The 17,580-nt window shown below is 46.8% G+C and carries 19 protein-coding genes; 12 read left to right on the top strand and 7 right to left on the bottom strand.

Annotated elements, in window-relative coordinates:
• The first annotated feature begins 138 nt into the window (after nt 1–138).
• From ACSZLD_RS09560 to treP, 8 genes are all read left to right on the top strand, one after another.
• Nucleotides 139–1,488: a cytochrome ubiquinol oxidase subunit I gene (locus ACSZLD_RS09560; protein ID WP_377910877.1), complete on the top strand. Its 1,350-nt coding sequence runs from the start codon at nt 139–141 to the stop codon at nt 1,486–1,488.
• Nucleotides 1,489–1,510: 22 nt separating this feature from the next.
• Nucleotides 1,511–2,524 carry a cytochrome d ubiquinol oxidase subunit II gene (locus ACSZLD_RS09555; RefSeq protein ID WP_377910878.1) on the top strand — a complete coding sequence of 338 codons (1,014 nt, stop codon included), beginning with the start codon at nt 1,511–1,513 and terminating at the stop codon, nt 2,522–2,524.
• Between the two features lie 17 nt (nt 2,525–2,541).
• Entirely contained in the window at nt 2,542–2,733 is a 192-nt protein-coding gene (gene cydS / locus ACSZLD_RS09550) for a cytochrome bd oxidase small subunit CydS family protein (protein WP_377910879.1), read from the top strand.
• Between the two features lie 464 nt (nt 2,734–3,197).
• A complete protein-coding gene (locus ACSZLD_RS09545) occupies nt 3,198–3,332 on the top strand; it encodes a hypothetical protein (RefSeq protein WP_444685046.1) in 135 nt (44 codons plus the stop codon).
• Between the two features lie 219 nt (nt 3,333–3,551).
• Nucleotides 3,552–3,932: a GntR family transcriptional regulator gene (locus ACSZLD_RS09540; protein ID WP_377910881.1), complete on the top strand. Its 381-nt coding sequence runs from the start codon at nt 3,552–3,554 to the stop codon at nt 3,930–3,932.
• The gene (locus tag ACSZLD_RS09535; RefSeq protein ID WP_377910882.1) at nt 3,929–4,801 is read left to right on the top strand and encodes an ABC transporter ATP-binding protein; all 873 of its coding nucleotides are present in this window, start codon (nt 3,929–3,931) and stop codon (nt 4,799–4,801) included. The genes ACSZLD_RS09540 and ACSZLD_RS09535 overlap by 4 nt, the downstream gene beginning before the upstream one ends.
• A complete protein-coding gene (locus tag ACSZLD_RS09530; RefSeq protein WP_444685045.1) occupies nt 4,791–5,813 on the top strand; it encodes an ABC transporter permease in 1,023 nt (340 codons plus the stop codon). The genes ACSZLD_RS09535 and ACSZLD_RS09530 overlap by 11 nt, the downstream gene beginning before the upstream one ends.
• Nucleotides 5,814–5,969: 156 nt before the next feature.
• On the top strand, nt 5,970–7,391 hold the full coding sequence (treP, locus tag ACSZLD_RS09525) for a PTS system trehalose-specific EIIBC component (protein WP_444685044.1): 1,422 nt from the start codon (nt 5,970–5,972) through the stop codon (nt 7,389–7,391).
• A 155-nt stretch (nt 7,392–7,546) separates the two neighbouring features.
• Here the strand turns inward: treP and ACSZLD_RS09520 are convergent, their stop codons facing one another.
• Nucleotides 7,547–8,464, bottom strand: a complete 918-nt coding sequence (locus tag ACSZLD_RS09520; protein WP_444685043.1) for a pseudouridine-5'-phosphate glycosidase — start codon at nt 8,462–8,464, stop codon at nt 7,547–7,549.
• Between the two features lie 56 nt (nt 8,465–8,520).
• A complete protein-coding gene (locus ACSZLD_RS09515; RefSeq protein ID WP_377910886.1) occupies nt 8,521–9,531 on the bottom strand; it encodes a carbohydrate kinase in 1,011 nt (336 codons plus the stop codon).
• A gap of 173 nt (nt 9,532–9,704) precedes the next feature.
• Between ACSZLD_RS09515 and ACSZLD_RS09510 the strand changes: the two genes are divergently transcribed.
• Complete coding sequence (locus tag ACSZLD_RS09510) at nt 9,705–11,351, top strand: ABC1 kinase family protein (RefSeq protein ID WP_444685042.1); 1,647 nt, start codon at nt 9,705–9,707, stop codon at nt 11,349–11,351.
• A 14-nt stretch (nt 11,352–11,365) separates the two neighbouring features.
• Complete coding sequence (locus ACSZLD_RS09505; RefSeq protein ID WP_377910888.1) at nt 11,366–11,686, top strand: phasin family protein; 321 nt, start codon at nt 11,366–11,368, stop codon at nt 11,684–11,686.
• A 689-nt stretch (nt 11,687–12,375) separates the two neighbouring features.
• Here ACSZLD_RS09505 and ACSZLD_RS09500 read toward each other — a convergent pair.
• From ACSZLD_RS09500 to ACSZLD_RS09490, 3 genes are read right to left on the bottom strand one after another with little or no spacing between them, the layout of a single operon-like run.
• Nucleotides 12,376–12,696, bottom strand: a complete 321-nt coding sequence (locus tag ACSZLD_RS09500) for a hypothetical protein (RefSeq protein ID WP_377910889.1) — start codon at nt 12,694–12,696, stop codon at nt 12,376–12,378.
• 23 nt (nt 12,697–12,719) lie between these two features.
• A complete protein-coding gene (locus ACSZLD_RS09495; RefSeq protein WP_377910890.1) occupies nt 12,720–13,568 on the bottom strand; it encodes a GNAT family N-acetyltransferase in 849 nt (282 codons plus the stop codon).
• A 17-nt stretch (nt 13,569–13,585) separates the two neighbouring features.
• Nucleotides 13,586–14,428 carry an STAS domain-containing protein gene (locus tag ACSZLD_RS09490; RefSeq protein ID WP_377910891.1) on the bottom strand — a complete coding sequence of 281 codons (843 nt, stop codon included), beginning with the start codon at nt 14,426–14,428 and terminating at the stop codon, nt 13,586–13,588.
• 99 nt (nt 14,429–14,527) lie between these two features.
• On the opposite strand from ACSZLD_RS09490, the gene ACSZLD_RS09485 reads away from it, so the two are divergent.
• The gene (locus ACSZLD_RS09485) at nt 14,528–14,653 is read left to right on the top strand and encodes a hypothetical protein (protein ID WP_377910892.1); all 126 of its coding nucleotides are present in this window, start codon (nt 14,528–14,530) and stop codon (nt 14,651–14,653) included.
• A gap of 209 nt (nt 14,654–14,862) precedes the next feature.
• On the opposite strand, the gene map is transcribed toward ACSZLD_RS09485, so the two are convergent.
• Both map and ACSZLD_RS09475 read right to left on the bottom strand, forming a co-directional pair.
• Nucleotides 14,863–15,633, bottom strand: a complete 771-nt coding sequence (map, locus tag ACSZLD_RS09480) for a type I methionyl aminopeptidase (protein WP_377910893.1) — start codon at nt 15,631–15,633, stop codon at nt 14,863–14,865.
• Between the two features lie 51 nt (nt 15,634–15,684).
• On the bottom strand, nt 15,685–15,858 hold the full coding sequence (locus tag ACSZLD_RS09475; protein WP_444685041.1) for a hypothetical protein: 174 nt from the start codon (nt 15,856–15,858) through the stop codon (nt 15,685–15,687).
• A 388-nt stretch (nt 15,859–16,246) separates the two neighbouring features.
• Between ACSZLD_RS09475 and ACSZLD_RS09470 the strand changes: the two genes are divergently transcribed.
• Nucleotides 16,247–17,497 (top strand): peptidoglycan-binding protein, encoded by a 1,251-nt coding sequence (locus ACSZLD_RS09470; RefSeq protein WP_444685040.1) that lies wholly within the window; start codon nt 16,247–16,249, stop codon nt 17,495–17,497.
• Nucleotides 17,498–17,580: the final 83 nt, after the last annotated feature.

Genomic DNA, 17,580 nt, shown 5'->3' with positions numbered 1-17,580 from the left:
AAGCTGTTCAATAATTGCTCACAAATTCACATAACTTAGGGGTTATCCCCTATAAACGACCGTGATATTATCTATTATTATATATTTACGAGCGACTGAGCTCTACTATTTGAGTTTAATGACTGAGGGGGAGAATATATGTTTTTTGAGAACGATCCGGTCCTCTTAAGCAGAATACTTACCTATTTGACACTCGGGTTTCATGCTATATTCGCCACGATCGGTGTCGGGATTCCGATCATGATCGCCATTGCAGAGTGGATGGGGATTAAACGAAATGACCCGCACTATACGCTTTTAGCGAGACGATGGGCACGAGGGTTTGTGATCACAGTCGCTATCGGTGTCGTTACCGGTACTGCGATGGGACTGCAGCTAAGTCTGCTTTGGCCGAATTTTATGCAGGCTGCCGGCCACACAATCGGCTTGCCGATGTTTATGGAAGTTTTCGCCTTTTTCTTTGAAGCGATATTCCTCGGCATTTATTTGTACACGTGGGACAGGTTTAAATCGAAGATGCGCCATTTCCTGCTCGTTATTCCGATTGTAATCGGAGCGACAGCAAGTGCTTTCTTCATCACAACGGTCAACGCCTTTATGAATGCGCCGCAAGGTTTTGATATTATCGACGGCGTCGTTACAAATGTAAATCCATTAGAAGCCATGTTTAACCCGGCTACGCCGACGAAGATATCTCACGTGATCATTACGTGTTATTTAACAGCTGCTTTCGTGCTCGGTGCAATTGCTGCGGTGAAAATATTGCGCGGCAATAAATCCGTGTACCACCGCAAGGCCCTTCACATGACAATGGTTGCCGGTGCCGTATTTGCGGTTGGAACAGCTGTGATCGGAGATCTTTCCGGTAAATATTTGCACGAATATCAGCCTGAAAAGCTGGCTGCTGCTGAGTGGCACTTCGAAACTGAAACCGAAGCCCCGCTTATACTTGGCGGCATCATAAACGAAGATAATGAAATAAGCTATGCTCTGGAAATCCCTTACGCACTCAGTATCCTAGCAGGAGGGACGCCGGATACAGAAGTAATTGGCTTAAATGAATTTCCGGAAGAAGACCTGCCGCCGCTTTTTGTCCACTACTTCTTTGACTTAATGGTGTTTATCGGCATGTACCTCGCTGCCGTTAGTACACTGTTCGTCGTGATGAACTGGAAGAAGACGTGGAATGCCTTTAATAAGCCGCTGTTGATCATGGTCGCTGCTGGCGGACCGCTTGCGATTGTTGCCATGGAATCAGGCTGGATCTTCGCTGAAGTTGGTCGACAGCCGTGGATTTTAAATGGCATCATGCGAACCTCGGAAGGTGCTACTACTTCCGGACAAGTCGGATTAATGCTCATCCTGTTTGCTCTCTTATATACAGTACTCGCTGTTACATGCATCGGGGTGCTCCGTAAGATGTTTAAGCGCAACCCGGTTGAGCGGGAGATGTATAAGCGCGATATTCAAAACTATGAAGTAAAGTAATGACAGAGAAAGGAGTGGTCCGGTGTCATACGAAGTAATTGGAATTACAGTTCTCTGGCTGTTTTTATACGGCTACCTCATTGTTGCATCCGTTGATTTCGGCGCCGGCTTTTTCAGCTACTATTCGAAGCGAACGAAAAAAGATCACATGATTCACCCAATCATTCAACGCTATCTTTCACCGGTATGGGAAGTAACGAACGTATTTCTCGTATTTTTCTTTATTGGAATTGTCGGCTTTTTTCCGGAGACTGCCTATTACTACGGGACGGCACTGCTCGTCCCGGGCAGTATCGCGATAATTCTTTTAGCGATACGGGGCTCCTATTATGCGTTTGCCACTTACGGAGCTAAGGAAAGTAATTTTTATAACTTTCTGTATGGAGCAACAGGCCTGTTGATTCCGGCGTCGCTTACGACAGTACTGACAATTTCTGAAGGTGGCTACATTACCGTAGAAAACGGGAACGTCGAACTTTTATATGGAGAGTTATTCGGCAGCCTCTATTCATGGGGCGTCGTTATTCTTGCGATTGTCAGTGTTCTGTTCATCTCCGCTTCGTTTCTAAGCTATTATGCAGCACGGGCAAAGGATGAAACAGCGCTGAAACTGCTCCGAACGTATGCCCTCACATGGGCGTTTCCTTCTATCGGAATGGGAATCATTGTTTTCTTCCTGCTCGGAGGCCGAAATCCGGAGCATTTTGCCGGAATGCTCGACCTCTGGTGGATGTTTGCAATTTCAGCTGCTGCATTTACAACCGCATTCGTGCTGATTTTGAAAAAGCGAAACTACGGCATTGCCTTTATCATGGTCATGATCCAGTATTTCGCCGCATTTTTTGCCTATGGGGCTTCTCACCTGCCCTATTTGCTATACCCGTATTTAACTATTTACGACGGTTTTACGAATGAAGCGATGGCTACAGCACTTATCATCGCCTTCATTGCAGGTCTGCTTCTGCTCGTCCCATCCCTGTATCTGCTCATGAGACTATTTTTGTTTGACGCCGATTATGTTGAGGGTAGAAAATAACGAGAGGAGAATGATCCATGACTGATTTTCTGATATTTTGGGCCCCGCAGCTTGTTTTAGTCGCGTGTGTCGTGCTCGTCTTTTTGTGGGCTGCTAAAGGGAGGCCGCCGGCTTTCGTTCGGAACGCTGAAGCAGTAAACTACGATTCCGAGCAGGAAGCAGAGGCTTCTGCGCCGGAGCTTCACGATAAAAAGGCATCCGGCTCGTAAATCAAAACGGTCCTATTGTTTTGTTCAGCCTATGGCCTGTTCCGTTTCTGGAACAGGCCATTCAGGCTGTTGAAAAAGTCTTTCAACTTCATTATTTATTCGTTTGGTTGACTTTCCCCTCTGTTAAGCGAGCCTGCCTTGGGCTGGCCTTCAGCTATTTCTCAGGGTGATCCCGTATGAAGGGAAGAAAGGCACGGCTTCACTCGGACACAGGCTTCTCACGAGAAGCCTCAAGACCCAGTCCGGCTCCGCTCGTGCGTGGATGCCGTTCGCAGATCTGAGCGGCTCGGAATCTTCAGGCTTCGCGGATTCCACGTCCCCGCCGGACACGAAGGGAAAATGGATTTGTTTGTTGGAGAAAAACGTTCCGATCGGTAGATACGACTGTTCCATGGTACATACGTGAAAGCACTGGTCATCCTTATTCGACATCGAAGTGTTGCCTATATAAAGGTTCCACCCATATGGAACAAGCACGTGCGAATCATCACCAGGCGTTTCAACCGGACTGGCAGCTGCCAAATTGGAGGATCTCGACTCCAGGAGGATCCGAACGAGGCGAAGATCCAGCGCTTCCGACAGCAGGAGGGAGCGGTTAGCTGAAGCCGTTCCCTCCGGAAAGCGAGTGTCCGTAGATGTAGGCAGGTGCAACGTTATTCACTTAAAATGACTTTATCCATACTCTGTATGGCCTGTTCCGTTTCTGGAACAGGCCATTCTTTATTGGAGCTGTTAATAATCGTCTTGTTTTACCTTATCGTAAGCAAAATATGTTATAACTGTATTAATACATATCATACACTTCAGGGAGGCCACCTATGTTTTATCGTATTGATACGAAAAGCCCCACTCCCCTTTATGAGCAGCTTATTTTTCAAATCAAGGATTTATATATACAAGGTATTTTAGCACCCGGGGAAAAACTGCCCTCGATTAGAGAGCTGTCGTCAATCATTCTTGTAAACCCGAATACGGTCAGTAAAGCTTATCAAGAGCTCGAACGCCAGGGAATCATTTATACCGAACGCGGCAGAGGTACATTTTTAACTGAGAACAGAGCGCTGCTGCAGCAGGCACCGGAGCGCATGGAAATTAAGAAGCAGCTGAAAGAGCTTGTGCATCGAAGCCGCAGCTGCGGAATCGCGAAATCAGAACTGCTCCACTGGGTGGAGACAGCCAGTGAGGAGGTCGAGTCATGAACGTTCAGCATGTATCCAAAATTATTCATCATCGTACTATTTTAAAGGATATTGATTTCACCATAGAGAGTGGATCAATCATCGGCATTGTCGGCCGTAACGGAGCCGGGAAAACAACCCTGCTTCGCACCATGGCCGGTATTTTGAATCCTACTTCGGGCAATGTGCTCATGAACGAACAAAGTATTTTTACCCATCCTCATCTAAAAGAGAACATTATATTTGTGCCGGATTCGACCGAGGCGATGAAAAACTATTCCACTAAAGAAATGATTTTTCTCTATAAAACCATATACCCTCACTTTGATGAAGATTATATGAAAGAGCTGATGGATCGCTTTCAACTTGAGCAAATTAATAAGATCGGCAACTATTCCAAAGGGATGAAAGCCTTGTTTCAATTAATAGCCGCATTTGCTACAGGGGCCTCTTATATATTGCTGGATGAACCTACTGACGGACTGGATGTCATTGTTAAACGCCAGGTGCTGCAGTTATTAGTGGAAGAAGTGGCCGAGAAAGACTTGTCTGTCCTTATTTCGTCTCATCGTCTGGATGAGCTGGAGTTTATGGCAGATGAAATTATTATGATTCGTGAAGGTGAAGTTGACAGCCATTATAAGCTCGGCGATCTCAGCAGTCAGTATCGAAAGGCACAGCTTGTTCCATCGTCTCCTCTTCCTGATCATATTCGGAATAACTTATATATTCTCGACGAAACAGGCCGGGTATTAACTATTTTATTTAAAGCGGACAGCAGCATTGCAAAGGAGCTGGAGAAGAGCAACCCTGTTTTATTTGAAACGCTGCCATTGTCGCTGGAGGATTATTTTGTCGCTAAGCTTGGAGGTGACCGCCTTGCTGAATAAAGCACTGTGGTTTCAAAACTACAAGCAGTCCAAACTGCTGATCTGGTCGCTGTTCGTCTTATTTATTTTACAGATGCCAATTCAGGCGATTTTATCTATCGAAACGTGGAACGAACGGGCGGAGCAGGCTGGTGAAGCTGAAGAGTACGTTTACGAAGTACAGTCGTGGGACGTTCAGCAAATATTTTCGCAGGGGACGTTTACTATATTTATTGCGCTTGCCATTATCTTCTTTGCCGTTCTGCTTGTCGGTCTTGAACGAAATACGCGCCGCAACGACTTCACTTTTTCGTTGCCATTCAGCCGCAGGCAGCTCTATTTAGCAAAGTGGCTGCTTGGAACAGCTATCATAACCGTGTTTTTTATCCTTAACTTTCTGCCCGCCTACTTTATTATTTCTGCCTCAGAATTTGACTACGGACTGCATCTGGTGACGAGCCTGGAAATATTTTGGGCTCCTCTGCTTGGATATATTTTCTTTTTTACCTTTGCGTTGTTTATCGGCACGGTAACAGGGGAAATGATTTCGCAGACAGTTCTTACACTTATTACCGGTTTTCTGCCGATGATTCTACTGACATTGACTCAGGAATTCATGCGCGTCCATAACTTTTATTTATTCTCACTTGGCTCTCAGCCGAGACCAATCGTTTATTTAACTCCGATTTACTATACGATTGGACAAATGGGGGAGTTGATCGGCATCAGCCTGGCCGTGCTGTTTACTGTTTTGTTCCTGTATGCAGGCGCAGTGCTGTACACTCGAAACAAAGTCGAACACAACGGCGAGTTTTTTATCTTCAAGCAAATTAATCCAGTCTTTTTTACGTTTCTTACCGTGATCGCCTCTCTGTTTGGCGGTAGTCTCGTCGCTTCGCTTGCACCTTGGAGTGCTGATGCCTTACGAATTATTGCTTACTGGATTGGGTTTACCACATTTTTGCTATTTGCTCTTCTTGCAGTCAGAAGGCTGATCACGATGAACGTTACTTTTCGTGGAAAACCTATGTAATTCTGCCAGCATTCGTCTATAAACTGCTGCAACATTCTCTTTTTCGCTGAAAGAAGTAAAACGGTTGCAAAGCTTGTATATACAAATTATAATGAAATCAGTTACGTTGTATATACAAGTTGCTGCTTTATGAAAACGGTTTAGGAGGGTCATACTATGGCAAAATATGAGCAGCAGGTTCGTGACATACTCGAAGCAATCGGCGGAGAAGAAAACGTCGAAAAAGTTACGCACTGTGTCACCAGACTGCGCTTTGCTTTAAGAGATGAAGACTTAGTGGATGAGGAAAAATTGGAAGCCATCGATATTGTAAAAGGCTCCTTTTCCACGAATGGTCAATTCCAGGTTATTATCGGCCAGGGAACGGTTGATCAGGTTTACCGCGATATGATGTCGATGACGGACATAGGCGAATCATCAAAATCGGAGGTAAAGGATGCTTCTGCGCAGAAGATGAACCCCTTCCAGCGTGCAATTAAAACACTCGCTGATATTTTCATTCCGATACTTCCCGCCATTGTTACGGCCGGACTTCTGCTCGGTTTGAATAATATTCTTACCGGTGAAGATATCTTTTTTGATGGTCAGTCCGTCGTAGATGTATACCCGCAGTGGGCTGATCTTGCTGAAATGATCTTTATCATTGCTCACGCCGCCTTCCAGTTCTTACCTGCTTTAATCGGCTGGTCTGCAGTTAGACGATTTGGAGGCAGTGATCTGCTTGGTATTGTTCTCGGTTTAATACTTGTCCATCCAAACTTGTTAAGTGCCTGGGAATATGCGGACGCCCAGACGGCCGGAGAGGTTCCCGTCTGGAATGTATTCGGATTGAACGTGGAGGCTACAGGCTATCAGGGCCAAGTGCTTCCTGTACTCGCTGCGTCCTTTATCCTTGCTAAACTGGAGCTGTGGCTGCGCAGTAAAACACCTGATGCCATTCAACTGCTTGTCGTCGCTCCGGTTGCACTGCTCGTAACAGGACTAGTTACCTTTATTGCTATCGGTCCCATTACGTTTGCAGCAGGTAATGCGATCACGGATGGCTTTGTATGGTTGTTTGATTTCGCACCTGCTGTCGGCGGTTTCGTGTACGGACTTCTTTATGCCCCGATGGTTGTAACAGGGATGCACCACGCTTTCCTTGCAGTGGATCTGCAGCTTGTCGGCACAGGCGATGGAACATTCCTATGGCCGATCCTGGCACTGTCCAACATCGCTCAAGGTGCCGCGGCATTCGCTATGTTCTTCGTCACGCGCAATGAGAATGTAAAAGGTCTTGCCGGTACGTCAGGTCTTTCCGCATGGCTTGGTGTAACAGAGCCTGCGATGTTCGGGGTGAACATCCGCTTTAAGTTCCCATTCATCTGTGCGATTGCCGGTGCTTCTATTGCGGCAACGTACATTTCGATTAACCGAGTACTCGCGGAATCAGTCGGGGTCGGCGGTGTGCCTGGTATCTTCTCGATCCAGGCAGGTTCATGGCTCGAGTTCAGCATCGGTATGGTCATTGCAATCATCGTTCCATTTGCGCTCACATTGCTTTACGGACGAACAATTGCAAAAAGCCAGTTTAAGTAAACCTGCTTTTGATCCTGCAAAGGCTAATGATTAATTGATTTGAGAACAAGAGAGGACCTCTCCATCTGGAGGGGTCCTCTTGTTCTCTGAGAATCGACGTTGAATAACTTCCGCTGGTTTTCGTTTTTCTCTGTAATGCTTAACCAACTATGTCTTTAATTGGACAAAGCAGCGAGTGCGACAGCGATTTTCGCGCCATTTTTCGCATTGTTTTCGACGAGCGCAATATTTGTTGTTAACGTTTTCCCGTCGCTGACCTCCTTCAGCTTATCCAGCAGGTAAGGCGTTGTTTCTTTCCCTTTAATCCCATCCTGTGCTGCTTCTGCGAGTGCTTCAGTAATTCGCTCTTCCACCCATTCTTTATGAAGAGCAGATTCAGATGGCACTGGATTTCCGATGACCGTTCCTCCAGCGAGGCCCATTACTTTTTTCTGCTTTAGAATACGAGCTGCCTCTTCTGGAGTTGAAACTGCTGCTGAAACGTCATAGCCGCTGTCCTCATAATAAAAGGCCGGGAAACGGGAGGTCTGATATCCAATAACCGGTACGCCTTTCGTTTCCAGATACTCCATTGTTAAACCAATATCAAGTATTGATTTTGCTCCAGCACAAACTACCGCCACGTTCGTCTGAGCCAGCTCTTCCAAGTCCGCAGAAATATCCATCGTAGCTTCCCCCATGCGGTGAACGCCACCAATGCCTCCAGTGACGAAAACGTCGATTCCGGCCATTTCTGCACAGATCATCGTAGCTGCAACCGTAGTGGAACCATAGGCACGCTTTGCGAGCACGACAGGCAGATCCCGCCTGCTGACCTTTTCAACATCCTCTGCGTCTGCAAGTTCACGCAGCTCTTCTTCTGATAAGCCGACTCGTATTTCCCCGTGCATGATCGCAATCGTGGCAGGAACGGCCCCTTCTTCCCTGATAATTCGCTCTACGCTCATGGCCGTATCAATGTTTTCTGGATATGGCATTCCATGTGTAATAATCGTCGATTCCAAGGCTACAACGGGCTTGCCTGCGTCTAATGCTTCCTGTACATCATGTGACAGCTTTATCCATTCATTCATGTTATATCCCTGCTTTCATTCAATTTTAGCGGTGTCTTCTATTGTTTGCGCCTGCATCAGCGTGATCGGATGCTGCTTTCCTCGGATTCGACCACCTGTTTTGCAATATGCAGGGCATGCGGAAGCACCTCTCTTATCGGCTGTTTCCTGGCAAGTGCCTGAATCAGCACAGAGGCAAAGGCATCTCCTGCGCCCGTTACATCAACGAGCCGCTCCGAAGCAGGCACCGGAAACTGTTCGACACCTTCTTCTGTTACATACTGAACGGGGCGAAGTCCGTCTGTAATCACGGCCTCTTTCACACCTAGCTCCAGGAGATTCTCTGCTCCACCCTTAGTCAGCGCCTCTGCCTCCAGTCTGTTTAATACGATTAAGTCATATCCGCTTAACGTATCAGGGACGCGATCCATTTTAGCTGCAGAAACGGGTATAAGAACCAGCTTCTGCTCTGGACGCTTCCACTGAGCCAGGCGGCAGAGCGTCTGTTTTGGTAAATTAGTATCTGCAACCAGGACAGGAGCATGTTTTAATCTGCCCTTTTCCTCCTCCAGCACTTCAGGAGTAAACGCATCATAAATGTCCATATCTGCCAGCGCGAACAGCATCTCATGCCGGCCATCCAATACTACCGTATACGTGCCTGTGCTCTCCCCTCGCAGCTGCTTCACCACATGTCCGCTGTCCGGCAGCGATGCTATCACTTTTTCAGCTGCTGCATCTGCACCGGTTACGGTCATCAACGACGCACGCTGACCCAGCTGATTAAGATTCACACATAAGTTGCGTGCTACACCGCCCGGACTTTCGCTGCTCGTGACAGGATTTGAATCATACATCTGAAACGCATCAGCCGTCAGCTTGCGATCGAGGTTCGCTCCTCCCAAGCAAAAAACACCAGCTGGTTCATTTACGATGTATGCTTTACCAGCAAGAATGCCTTCTTTGATAAGTGTTGAAATATAACCGGCGGCTGCTGAACGGGATAGACCGGTTTTTTCTGCGAGTTCTTTCTGACTAATAAAAGGATTTTGCTTGACTGCCTCCAAAATCTGCTGCTTTTTATCCATCAGGCTCCCCCTTCCTGTACCGTTATATTCCTCTTTATCCACTTTAAACTTTTGTTTATATTTAGTCAAATGTTTATTGCGATTTCCCCTACATAAAATGATCCTTCGACGGGTATAGTAGAGATAGCACATTTTGAAGAGCAGGATTATACATATCCGTCAGGAGGGCTGCAGTGAAAAACAACGCATTATACCGTATTTATGTCATCGTACTCATGTTCATTAAATTTATTCTGCAGCTTTACTGGTTTAATAAACGAAATCCATCCTGGGATACCTCAACTCAGGAAAAATGGGAGAAGCTTGTTCAAAAACAAGCGAAAGAATACCGTATAAAAGCGCTCCATCTGGAAGGGCTGATGATCAAGGTTGGTCAATTTTTAAGTACTCGAGCAGACATCATGCCGGATGTATTTCTAAAAGAATTGGCTGACTTAATTGATCAGGTCCCGCCTGTCGATCCCGAAATCTCAAAAGGAATTATTGAGAAAGAATGGAAACGGCCGATCAGTGACTACCTGCAGGAAATCAGCGATTCTTCCATCGCCTCTGCTTCTATTGGAGAGGTGTTTAAGGGAAAATTAAAGGACGGACGAGAGGTCGCTGTGAAAGTGCAGCGTGCCAATATTGACCGCATTATTAAAACAGACTTCAAAGCACTGAAGCTGGTGCTCTGGATTACGAAAAAATTCACGAAGTTTGGAAAGGAAATTGATACGTCCGCACTTTACAAAGAAGTCGTCCAAGTCATCGGGGATGAGCTTGATTACGACAAAGAAATGCGGAACGCGCAAAATTTTCAGCGCCGCTTCTCTGGGAGCGACGCGTACTACATTCCTCAGGTTTATGAAGAATACAGCACTCATCGAGTGCTCGTGATGGAATGGATGGATGGGAACAAAATAACGGACCTTGCTTTTCTAAAAGAAAACGGAATTGACCGCAAAGACACGGCTGGAAAGCTCTTTCAATTTTTTGTCGATCAGCTTTTGGATCAGGGGAGGTTTCATGCTGACCCCCATCAGGGAAACATACTCGTACAGAAGGACGGAACGATCGTCATCCTGGACTTCGGAATGGTCGGTTATATTAATAAACAGGATTCAGCAAGCATTCGCAGAATGATTCAAGGATTTGTACTCGATGATTATCAGCTCGTCATTGATGAACTGCAGCAGCTGGGCTTCCTGCTCCCTCATGCGAATAAGTCGAAGCTTGAATCAGTCCTGCGTAATTACGTTAATATGTATTTGTCATCAGATATTTCCGAGCTTGATCAGGAAATTGTAGAGGAGATCTTCGAAGACCTGCAGAAAATAGTTAGAGAGCAGCCGATCCAGCTTCCAGCTGAATTTGCTTTCCTCGGCCGTGCCGCTTCTATCGGGCTTGGCGTTATCACGATTGTCGATCCGGATATCGATTTCATAGAGCTCGGTAAACCAGTCGTCATGGAATGGCTCGACGAAGCAGATGAGCGTAAAGGAAGCATCCAGGCTCAAGTGTTAAAAGATTCGCTGAAGCCGATGCTATCTATTCCCCGTAACGTCAACGAGTATCTGGAAGCACCAAATTATGCACGCAGGTCTGCCGAACGGAGGCAGCTCAGATCGTTTGACCATCAGCGGTATTTATGGCTTTATTCCGGGTTTGGCCTGCTGCTGCTGATCAGTCTTCCAGCCGTGTACACAGCACTCTGGCTGGAACAGCTTCTGCTTCTGTACGTTTCTGGAGCTGCTGCCGGCACCGGAGCGGCCGGCGGTATTTGGACCTTGTTCCGCCATTACAGGTGGACGTCTTCTTTTCGTGAAAATAATGATTAAGTGGAGGGATTGCCATGAGCAACTTATTAAAAACAGGTTTTCTATTAGGTCTTGGTGCTGCGGTTACAAGTAAAGAAAAGGTGGACCGCTACATCGATGAGCTGCTGGCTAAAGGAAAGGTGACACCCGTTGAAGCAGATGAGCTTTACCAAAAGCTGCTTCATAAGGGAGAAGCGACCGAAGAAGAGTGGAATTCCCGCTCTAAACAAAAAGTAAAAGAAATGCTTCACGATTTCGATCTCGTTACAAAAGAGGATCACGAAGCGCTCCGGCTCCAGCTGGAAGCATTGCAAAAGCGCATTGATGCACTTGAGAGCCGAGAGAATGACCAATAAGTCCACACTATTGTTAACTAAACGAACCGGTGGTTATAAACATAACCACAGGTTTCAGAGTGTTGATAAAGTCAATTTGTTTACATGTTTATTCGATTGATTGACTTTCCCCTCTGTTTACCGGCGGAAGCTTGCCGTGGGCTTGCCTTCAGCTATTTCTCAGGATAAACCTCTGAGAAAGGATCTTCAGGCTGCGCTAATTCCACAGGCGTCCCCGCCGGACACAAAGGGGAAATGAATTTGTTTGATGGAGAAAAACGTTCCAATCGCTGGACGCTGCGGCTTTTTTTGGTGGATACGTTGACGTTCATCCCGATTCGATATCAAAGCGCTGCCTAACGAAAGGTTCCCTCTAGATGGAACAAGGTCGTGTGAATCATCACCAGGGTTTCAACCGGACAGCCAGCTGCTAAATCGGAGGAAACTCGACTCCGAGAGGATCAGAACGAGGCGAAGATCCGGCGGACGAAAGGAAGAAGCGGTTAGCTGAGCCCGTTCCCTCCGGAAAGCGAGGGTCCGCAGATGCAGGCAGATGCAAAGTCATTCACCTGAAATGACTTTATCAACAGCCTGGAACCGGTGGTTATAAACATAACCACCGGTTCGTTTTTATATGATAAGCATGTTTTAATCGAATTCGCCTTCTGCAAACGATCGAAATCCGTTTTCCTCGTTCGACTACACCGTACTTACTTTTTGTAACGGTCCTTTTGTTTTTTGGACAACGATTTCTCATCGCGTGTCTGCTTCTGCTCCTGTTTTAAAATCCAGTACCAGATCAGTCCCCAGTAAATCCCTGCCGCAAAAAAAATCAGGATCGAAGACAGGTGCCTCAGCATCGCCTCGGGAGCAAGGAAAGACTGCAGATCTCCCCGGTAAATGAGGAGGAGGCTGACCGGAATGTAAAGAAGCGAAATGAAAACAAAAAACCGAGTGACTCCCTCTTTTAACACAAATTGCTTCCAGCCATACTGGACCTGCTCACGCATGCGGGCTTTTTGACGCTTCATGGCTATCTCCCCTGTTCCCCGCTTTACTGTTGTTTAAATTCATACTCTCGTGAAATCCCTGCTTCTGTGTAACCCAGCTTTTCATACAAGGCCTTCGAAGCCTGGTGATCGGCATCCGTATTAACGCTGCAAAATTCATAGCCCTCTCTCATCAGTCTCTCGGTTAAAGCTGCTACACACGCAGCTGCATATCCCCGCCTTGCGTATTCTTCCGGCGTATAAACATAGTTTACAACGACTCCATTTGTTAAATCCCTGGCTTTTTTCGCCATTGAAACAGGCGTGTAGTCCGGATCCCGCCAGAAATAAACCTGGTTGCGGCGAATTTCCCTCATTACTGTTTCTTCTAACGTATTTACATCCTCCTGTCTTAAGGAACCGAGCGCAAATGTCTCCGTCCAATCCATCACCAGTGCAGCATCGTCCTCACTGGCATAGGTCAGCTTGCCGGGTATGTCGGGCATAGCCGCATGACCGGTAATATTGTAAATGATCTGCTGCTTCGTCAAAACAGCCTTCGTTCCCGTGATTGACTCCCATGCTCCAGCAAACGTATCTGCAGCCTCCATACACCCGACAATGCCTGGCAATACCACGCTGCGATGATGCAGCCAGGCTGCTGCTTCCTTGAGCCCGCTTGACGTTCCGCAGACGATCATTTTTCGTGGTGGCGTCTGGAGCAGTATGACTTCCGGCCGGCTGCCCGAAAATCCTGCAGCTAAAAACGCACTTGGCTTCTTGCCCTGCTCTTCTTCCCACTGCAGCTGCCGAAGCAGACCAAGAGGCAAATTATGAAGCACTTCCTGACGTTCTAAAAAAACACTTGTGTCACGCAAAATAGCAGCAGGTGACTGATATTCGTGGAACTCCATGTCTATCGCCCTCCTGATTAATCCTGCAGCTTTAAGCCGGCTTGCCGAAGTGCCTGCTGCAGGCTGCTCACAATCGTCAAGTCATCAAAACGGATGCCCAGGCTTACAATCGTCTGAGCGATATCAGGCCGCATTCCTGAAAATACAACCGTTACGCCGGTAATGCGCAGCGCCTCGTGGAGCTGATATAAATTATGTGCCACGTACGTATCTATCATATGCACTCCTGAGAGATCGATAATCATCGTAGTAAGCTGAAGCTCCCTGCTTCGCTCGAGAGACTGATTCATGAGTTCTTCCGCTCGTTTTGTATCGATCGTGCCGATTACCGGAAGAATAGCCGTATCTGCAGTCAGCGGTACAACCGGTACAGACAGCTCCATGATTTCCTTCTGAGCTTTTTCAAATACCGCCTCGTTGGTTGTTGTATATGCACGCGTAAATGAGTAGATGGCGCCATCAATCAGTGGATTTAATCGGTCTGCCAGCGTATAGTAGTCGGTAAATTGGTGCCGCTCTTCCTGAAACCGGCTGCGGATAAATCGATAGAGCTCTTTACGCATGACGGGTACAACGAGCATCGCTTTTTCCGCCGAAAGCTCGATTTCTGCTGCCCGCTTGCCAAAACGCTCCCCCCAGCTGTGAATCCGATCTAACGCCTGCTCAGCATCATGGAGCTGAAGTCCATCTGCAAAAATTTGAATGAGTACCGCAATCTCTTCTTCTACATTTGCTTCGGATATTTTTGTGAAGTGACCGTCGTAGTTGCGTTTAAATTCTCGTTGAATATCTGTTGCGATCGTGCTGCTGTTTGCTTCGATGTCCTGGCCTATCTCCTTCATCTCTTCCTGAAATGTCAATTCACTCACTCCTTCACGTTAAAAAAACAGGTAATCCCTATGTGTTCGATCTGATCACTGGTATACTGTAAAGACAATTTAATCAGACGGAGGCTTTTCATGTTAGGACACATTCCCATCTCCCCGCTTGAACCGAAGAAACCAAAGCGGAAATTCCCGAAATTAATTGCTGCCTTCTTTACCGTTACTGCACTTGCAGGCGGAGTTTATTACGTGGGCTGGTAAACGGAATCACAGCGCTGATCGTTCATTGAACGCCACGGTGCTCGGCATTGCTGCAGACCTGCAGGTTGAAAGAAAGTCATTTGTTTCGTTTGCTGCAAATAAAGCCGCCATTTCCATTTAACATGATGCGCCGCGGTAAAATAAAAAAGAAGCGCTAGAAGATACTATTCTTCAGCGCTTCTTTTTTTCCTGTCTGAATACGGGAATTTCTATAAATCAAGCAAGTCCTCCCGATCTTGGTCGGTTGTAATGATCGGAGCTTCTTTCTGGATAACCAGCGTGTGCTCGTACTGAGATGATAGAGAGCCATCTCTTGTTCGCGCCGTCCATCCATTGCTGTCCATCTTCGACTGCCATTTGCCAATATTGATCATCGGTTCAATCGTAATGACCATTCCCTCTTTCAGCCTTGTTCCTTTGCCTGCTTGTCCATAATGGGGGATATTCGGTTCTTCATGAATCGTAGGGCCAATTCCATGGCCTGCAAAATCGCGGACGATACCATATCCATAAGGTTCAATGTAGCTCTGGATCGCAGCACCGATATCTCCAATCCTGCTGCCGTGCCTTGCTTGTTCGATGCCTTTATATAGTGCCTCTTTCGTCACGCGGTTCAGCTGCTGAGCTTCCTCGCTCACTTCACCAACTTCATACGTCCAGGCAGAATCCGCTAATCCTCCATTTAAATCAACAACGAAATCCACCGTCACGATATCTCCCTGTTTCAGCTTTGTCCGTCTCGGAAATCCGTGGCAGATTTCATCATTGATCGAGGCACATGTGGCAAATTCATATCCCTGATACCCTTTTTGGGCAGGCTTTGCACCGTGAGCACGTAGTGTTGTTTCAACAAATTCATCAATTTCCAGCGTCGAGATACCTGGTTTGATCATCGTTGCTATTTTACGGTGAAGGCTCGCAACTAAAACGCCTGCTTCCTTCATCAATTCAATTTCCCGCTGGGACTTTCGTTGAATCATGACGACACATCCTTTTCTTCTTGTTAAACCTCTCTTATCATATCAGTCTGCTTAATTGCGCTCAACACTTTGGCGGCGCCTGTTCTCCATCTTCCATACACCAATTGCGCCAAGCAGACTAATCAGATAAAATTCATAACCGGCCCCGTAGAAACGAGCGGCAGGTCCTGCTGTAACGGACGCCAGACAAATGACGTACAGCAGTCCGGCCCATATCGGTCTCATACTTTTATCCCTTCTTCCTCTATAGAGGTTTCATCATGGCAAGTTCCACTCTATAATAATAACAGAATGAAAATGAAGACGCGCTGAACTGTGAGCTTCAGGTGATTCAGCCGATGAATGTTTTTCACGCTTCATTTCCGGTTATACCTACAAGAAGCAGCCTTTTACTTCTTCTCTCACCCTGCTTTTCCCCCTTTTTGTTCACTCTCTTTTTCATCTCCACCGATTTATGGGATAATCTATGAATTATAACATCCATATTTCAGACTATAACAATCCCGTTTCAGTATATTAAGAAACATGAAATCCTATTGCCTCCTTGTTTCCTGGCTGATACGATTAGCCTCGTTGAATGAAAGCTAGAACAACGAAGGAGGTTTCTTCACATATGAAGAAAATGAATGAATCGTTAACGTCCATCAAGCGTCTTGGTCTCTCGGCAGTCGCAGCAGGTGCTATTCTTTTTGCAGGCGGTAACGCCGTAAGCGCAGATGAAGGAAGCGAGTTGGGTGAAGAGCTTCTATATGAAGGTAAAACGAGCGTTCACGTTGAAGAGCTGAATGAACTGCTTTCAGAACGCGGACTTCTTGAGGAAGGCAATGACGTTTACACTGCAGACACTGCAGCGGCCGTAACTGACTTCCAAAAGGAATACGACCTGATGGTAGATGGTCTGGCAGGAGTTCAGACAGCTAAGGCCCTTTCCGAACTGTCTCATGGAGACACAGGTTATCTTGTAGAAGAACTACAGCAGGATCTGAATGATCTTGGAAAATATAACTTTGATATCGATGGTATCTTTGGTCCAATTACAGAAGAAGCTGTACAAGAGCTTCAAGCTGCATACGGTCTTGAGCAGTCTGGAGTAGCAACTCCAGAGACGATCAGCGCCCTTTACGATGCTGTCAATGCTGCACCTCAGGCACAGGAAAATGCCGCAGATGAATCAGCAGTAGCTGAAGCGGCTGAAGAAGAAGCAGCAGCTGAAGAAGCAGCAGCTGAAGAAGCAGCAGCCGAAGAAGCAGCAGCTGAAGAAGCAGCAGCTGAAGAAGCAGCAGCTGAAGAAGCAGCAGCTGAAGAAGCAGCAGCTGAAGAAGCAGCAGCTGAAGAAGCAGCAGCTGAAGAAGCAGCAGCCGAAGAAGCAGCAGCCGAAGAAGCAGCAGCTGAAGAAGCAGCAGCCGAAGAAGCAGCAGCCGAAGAAGCAGCAGCCGAAGAAGCAGCAGCTGAAGAAGCAGCAGCTGAAGAAGCAGCAGCTGAAGAAGCAGCAGCTGAAGAAGCAGCAGCTGAAGAAGCAGCAGCTGAAGAAGCAGCTACTACAAGTTCTTCCTCTGGTGAAGCTGAAGGTGAAACACTTACAGTAGAAGCTACAGCTTATACTGCAAACTGCACTGGATGCACAGGTGTTACCGCTACAGGTATCGACCTGAATGCAAACCCTGACCAGAAAGTAATTGCTGTTGACCCTAACGTGATTCCACTTGGTTCAACTGTAGAAGTAGAAGGATATGGAACAGCTATCGCTGGTGACACTGGCGGCGCCATTACAGGCAACAAAGTTGACCTGTATATGCAGAGCCACCAGGAAGCAATTAACTTTGGTCGCCAGACAATCAATGTAACAGTTGTCGATACTCCTTAATGTAAATCAATTTGAGCTCCGGCATACAGCCGGAGTTCTTTTCTGTTGTTGTTCATCTATTGCACATTTCGACATTTTCGATT

Origin of the sequence: Alkalicoccus luteus (assembly GCF_052061695.1) — a bacterium.
Classification (GTDB): domain Bacteria; phylum Bacillota; class Bacilli; order Bacillales; family Salisediminibacteriaceae; genus Alkalicoccus; species Alkalicoccus luteus.
This window is presented reverse-complemented; position numbering and strand designations above follow the sequence as displayed.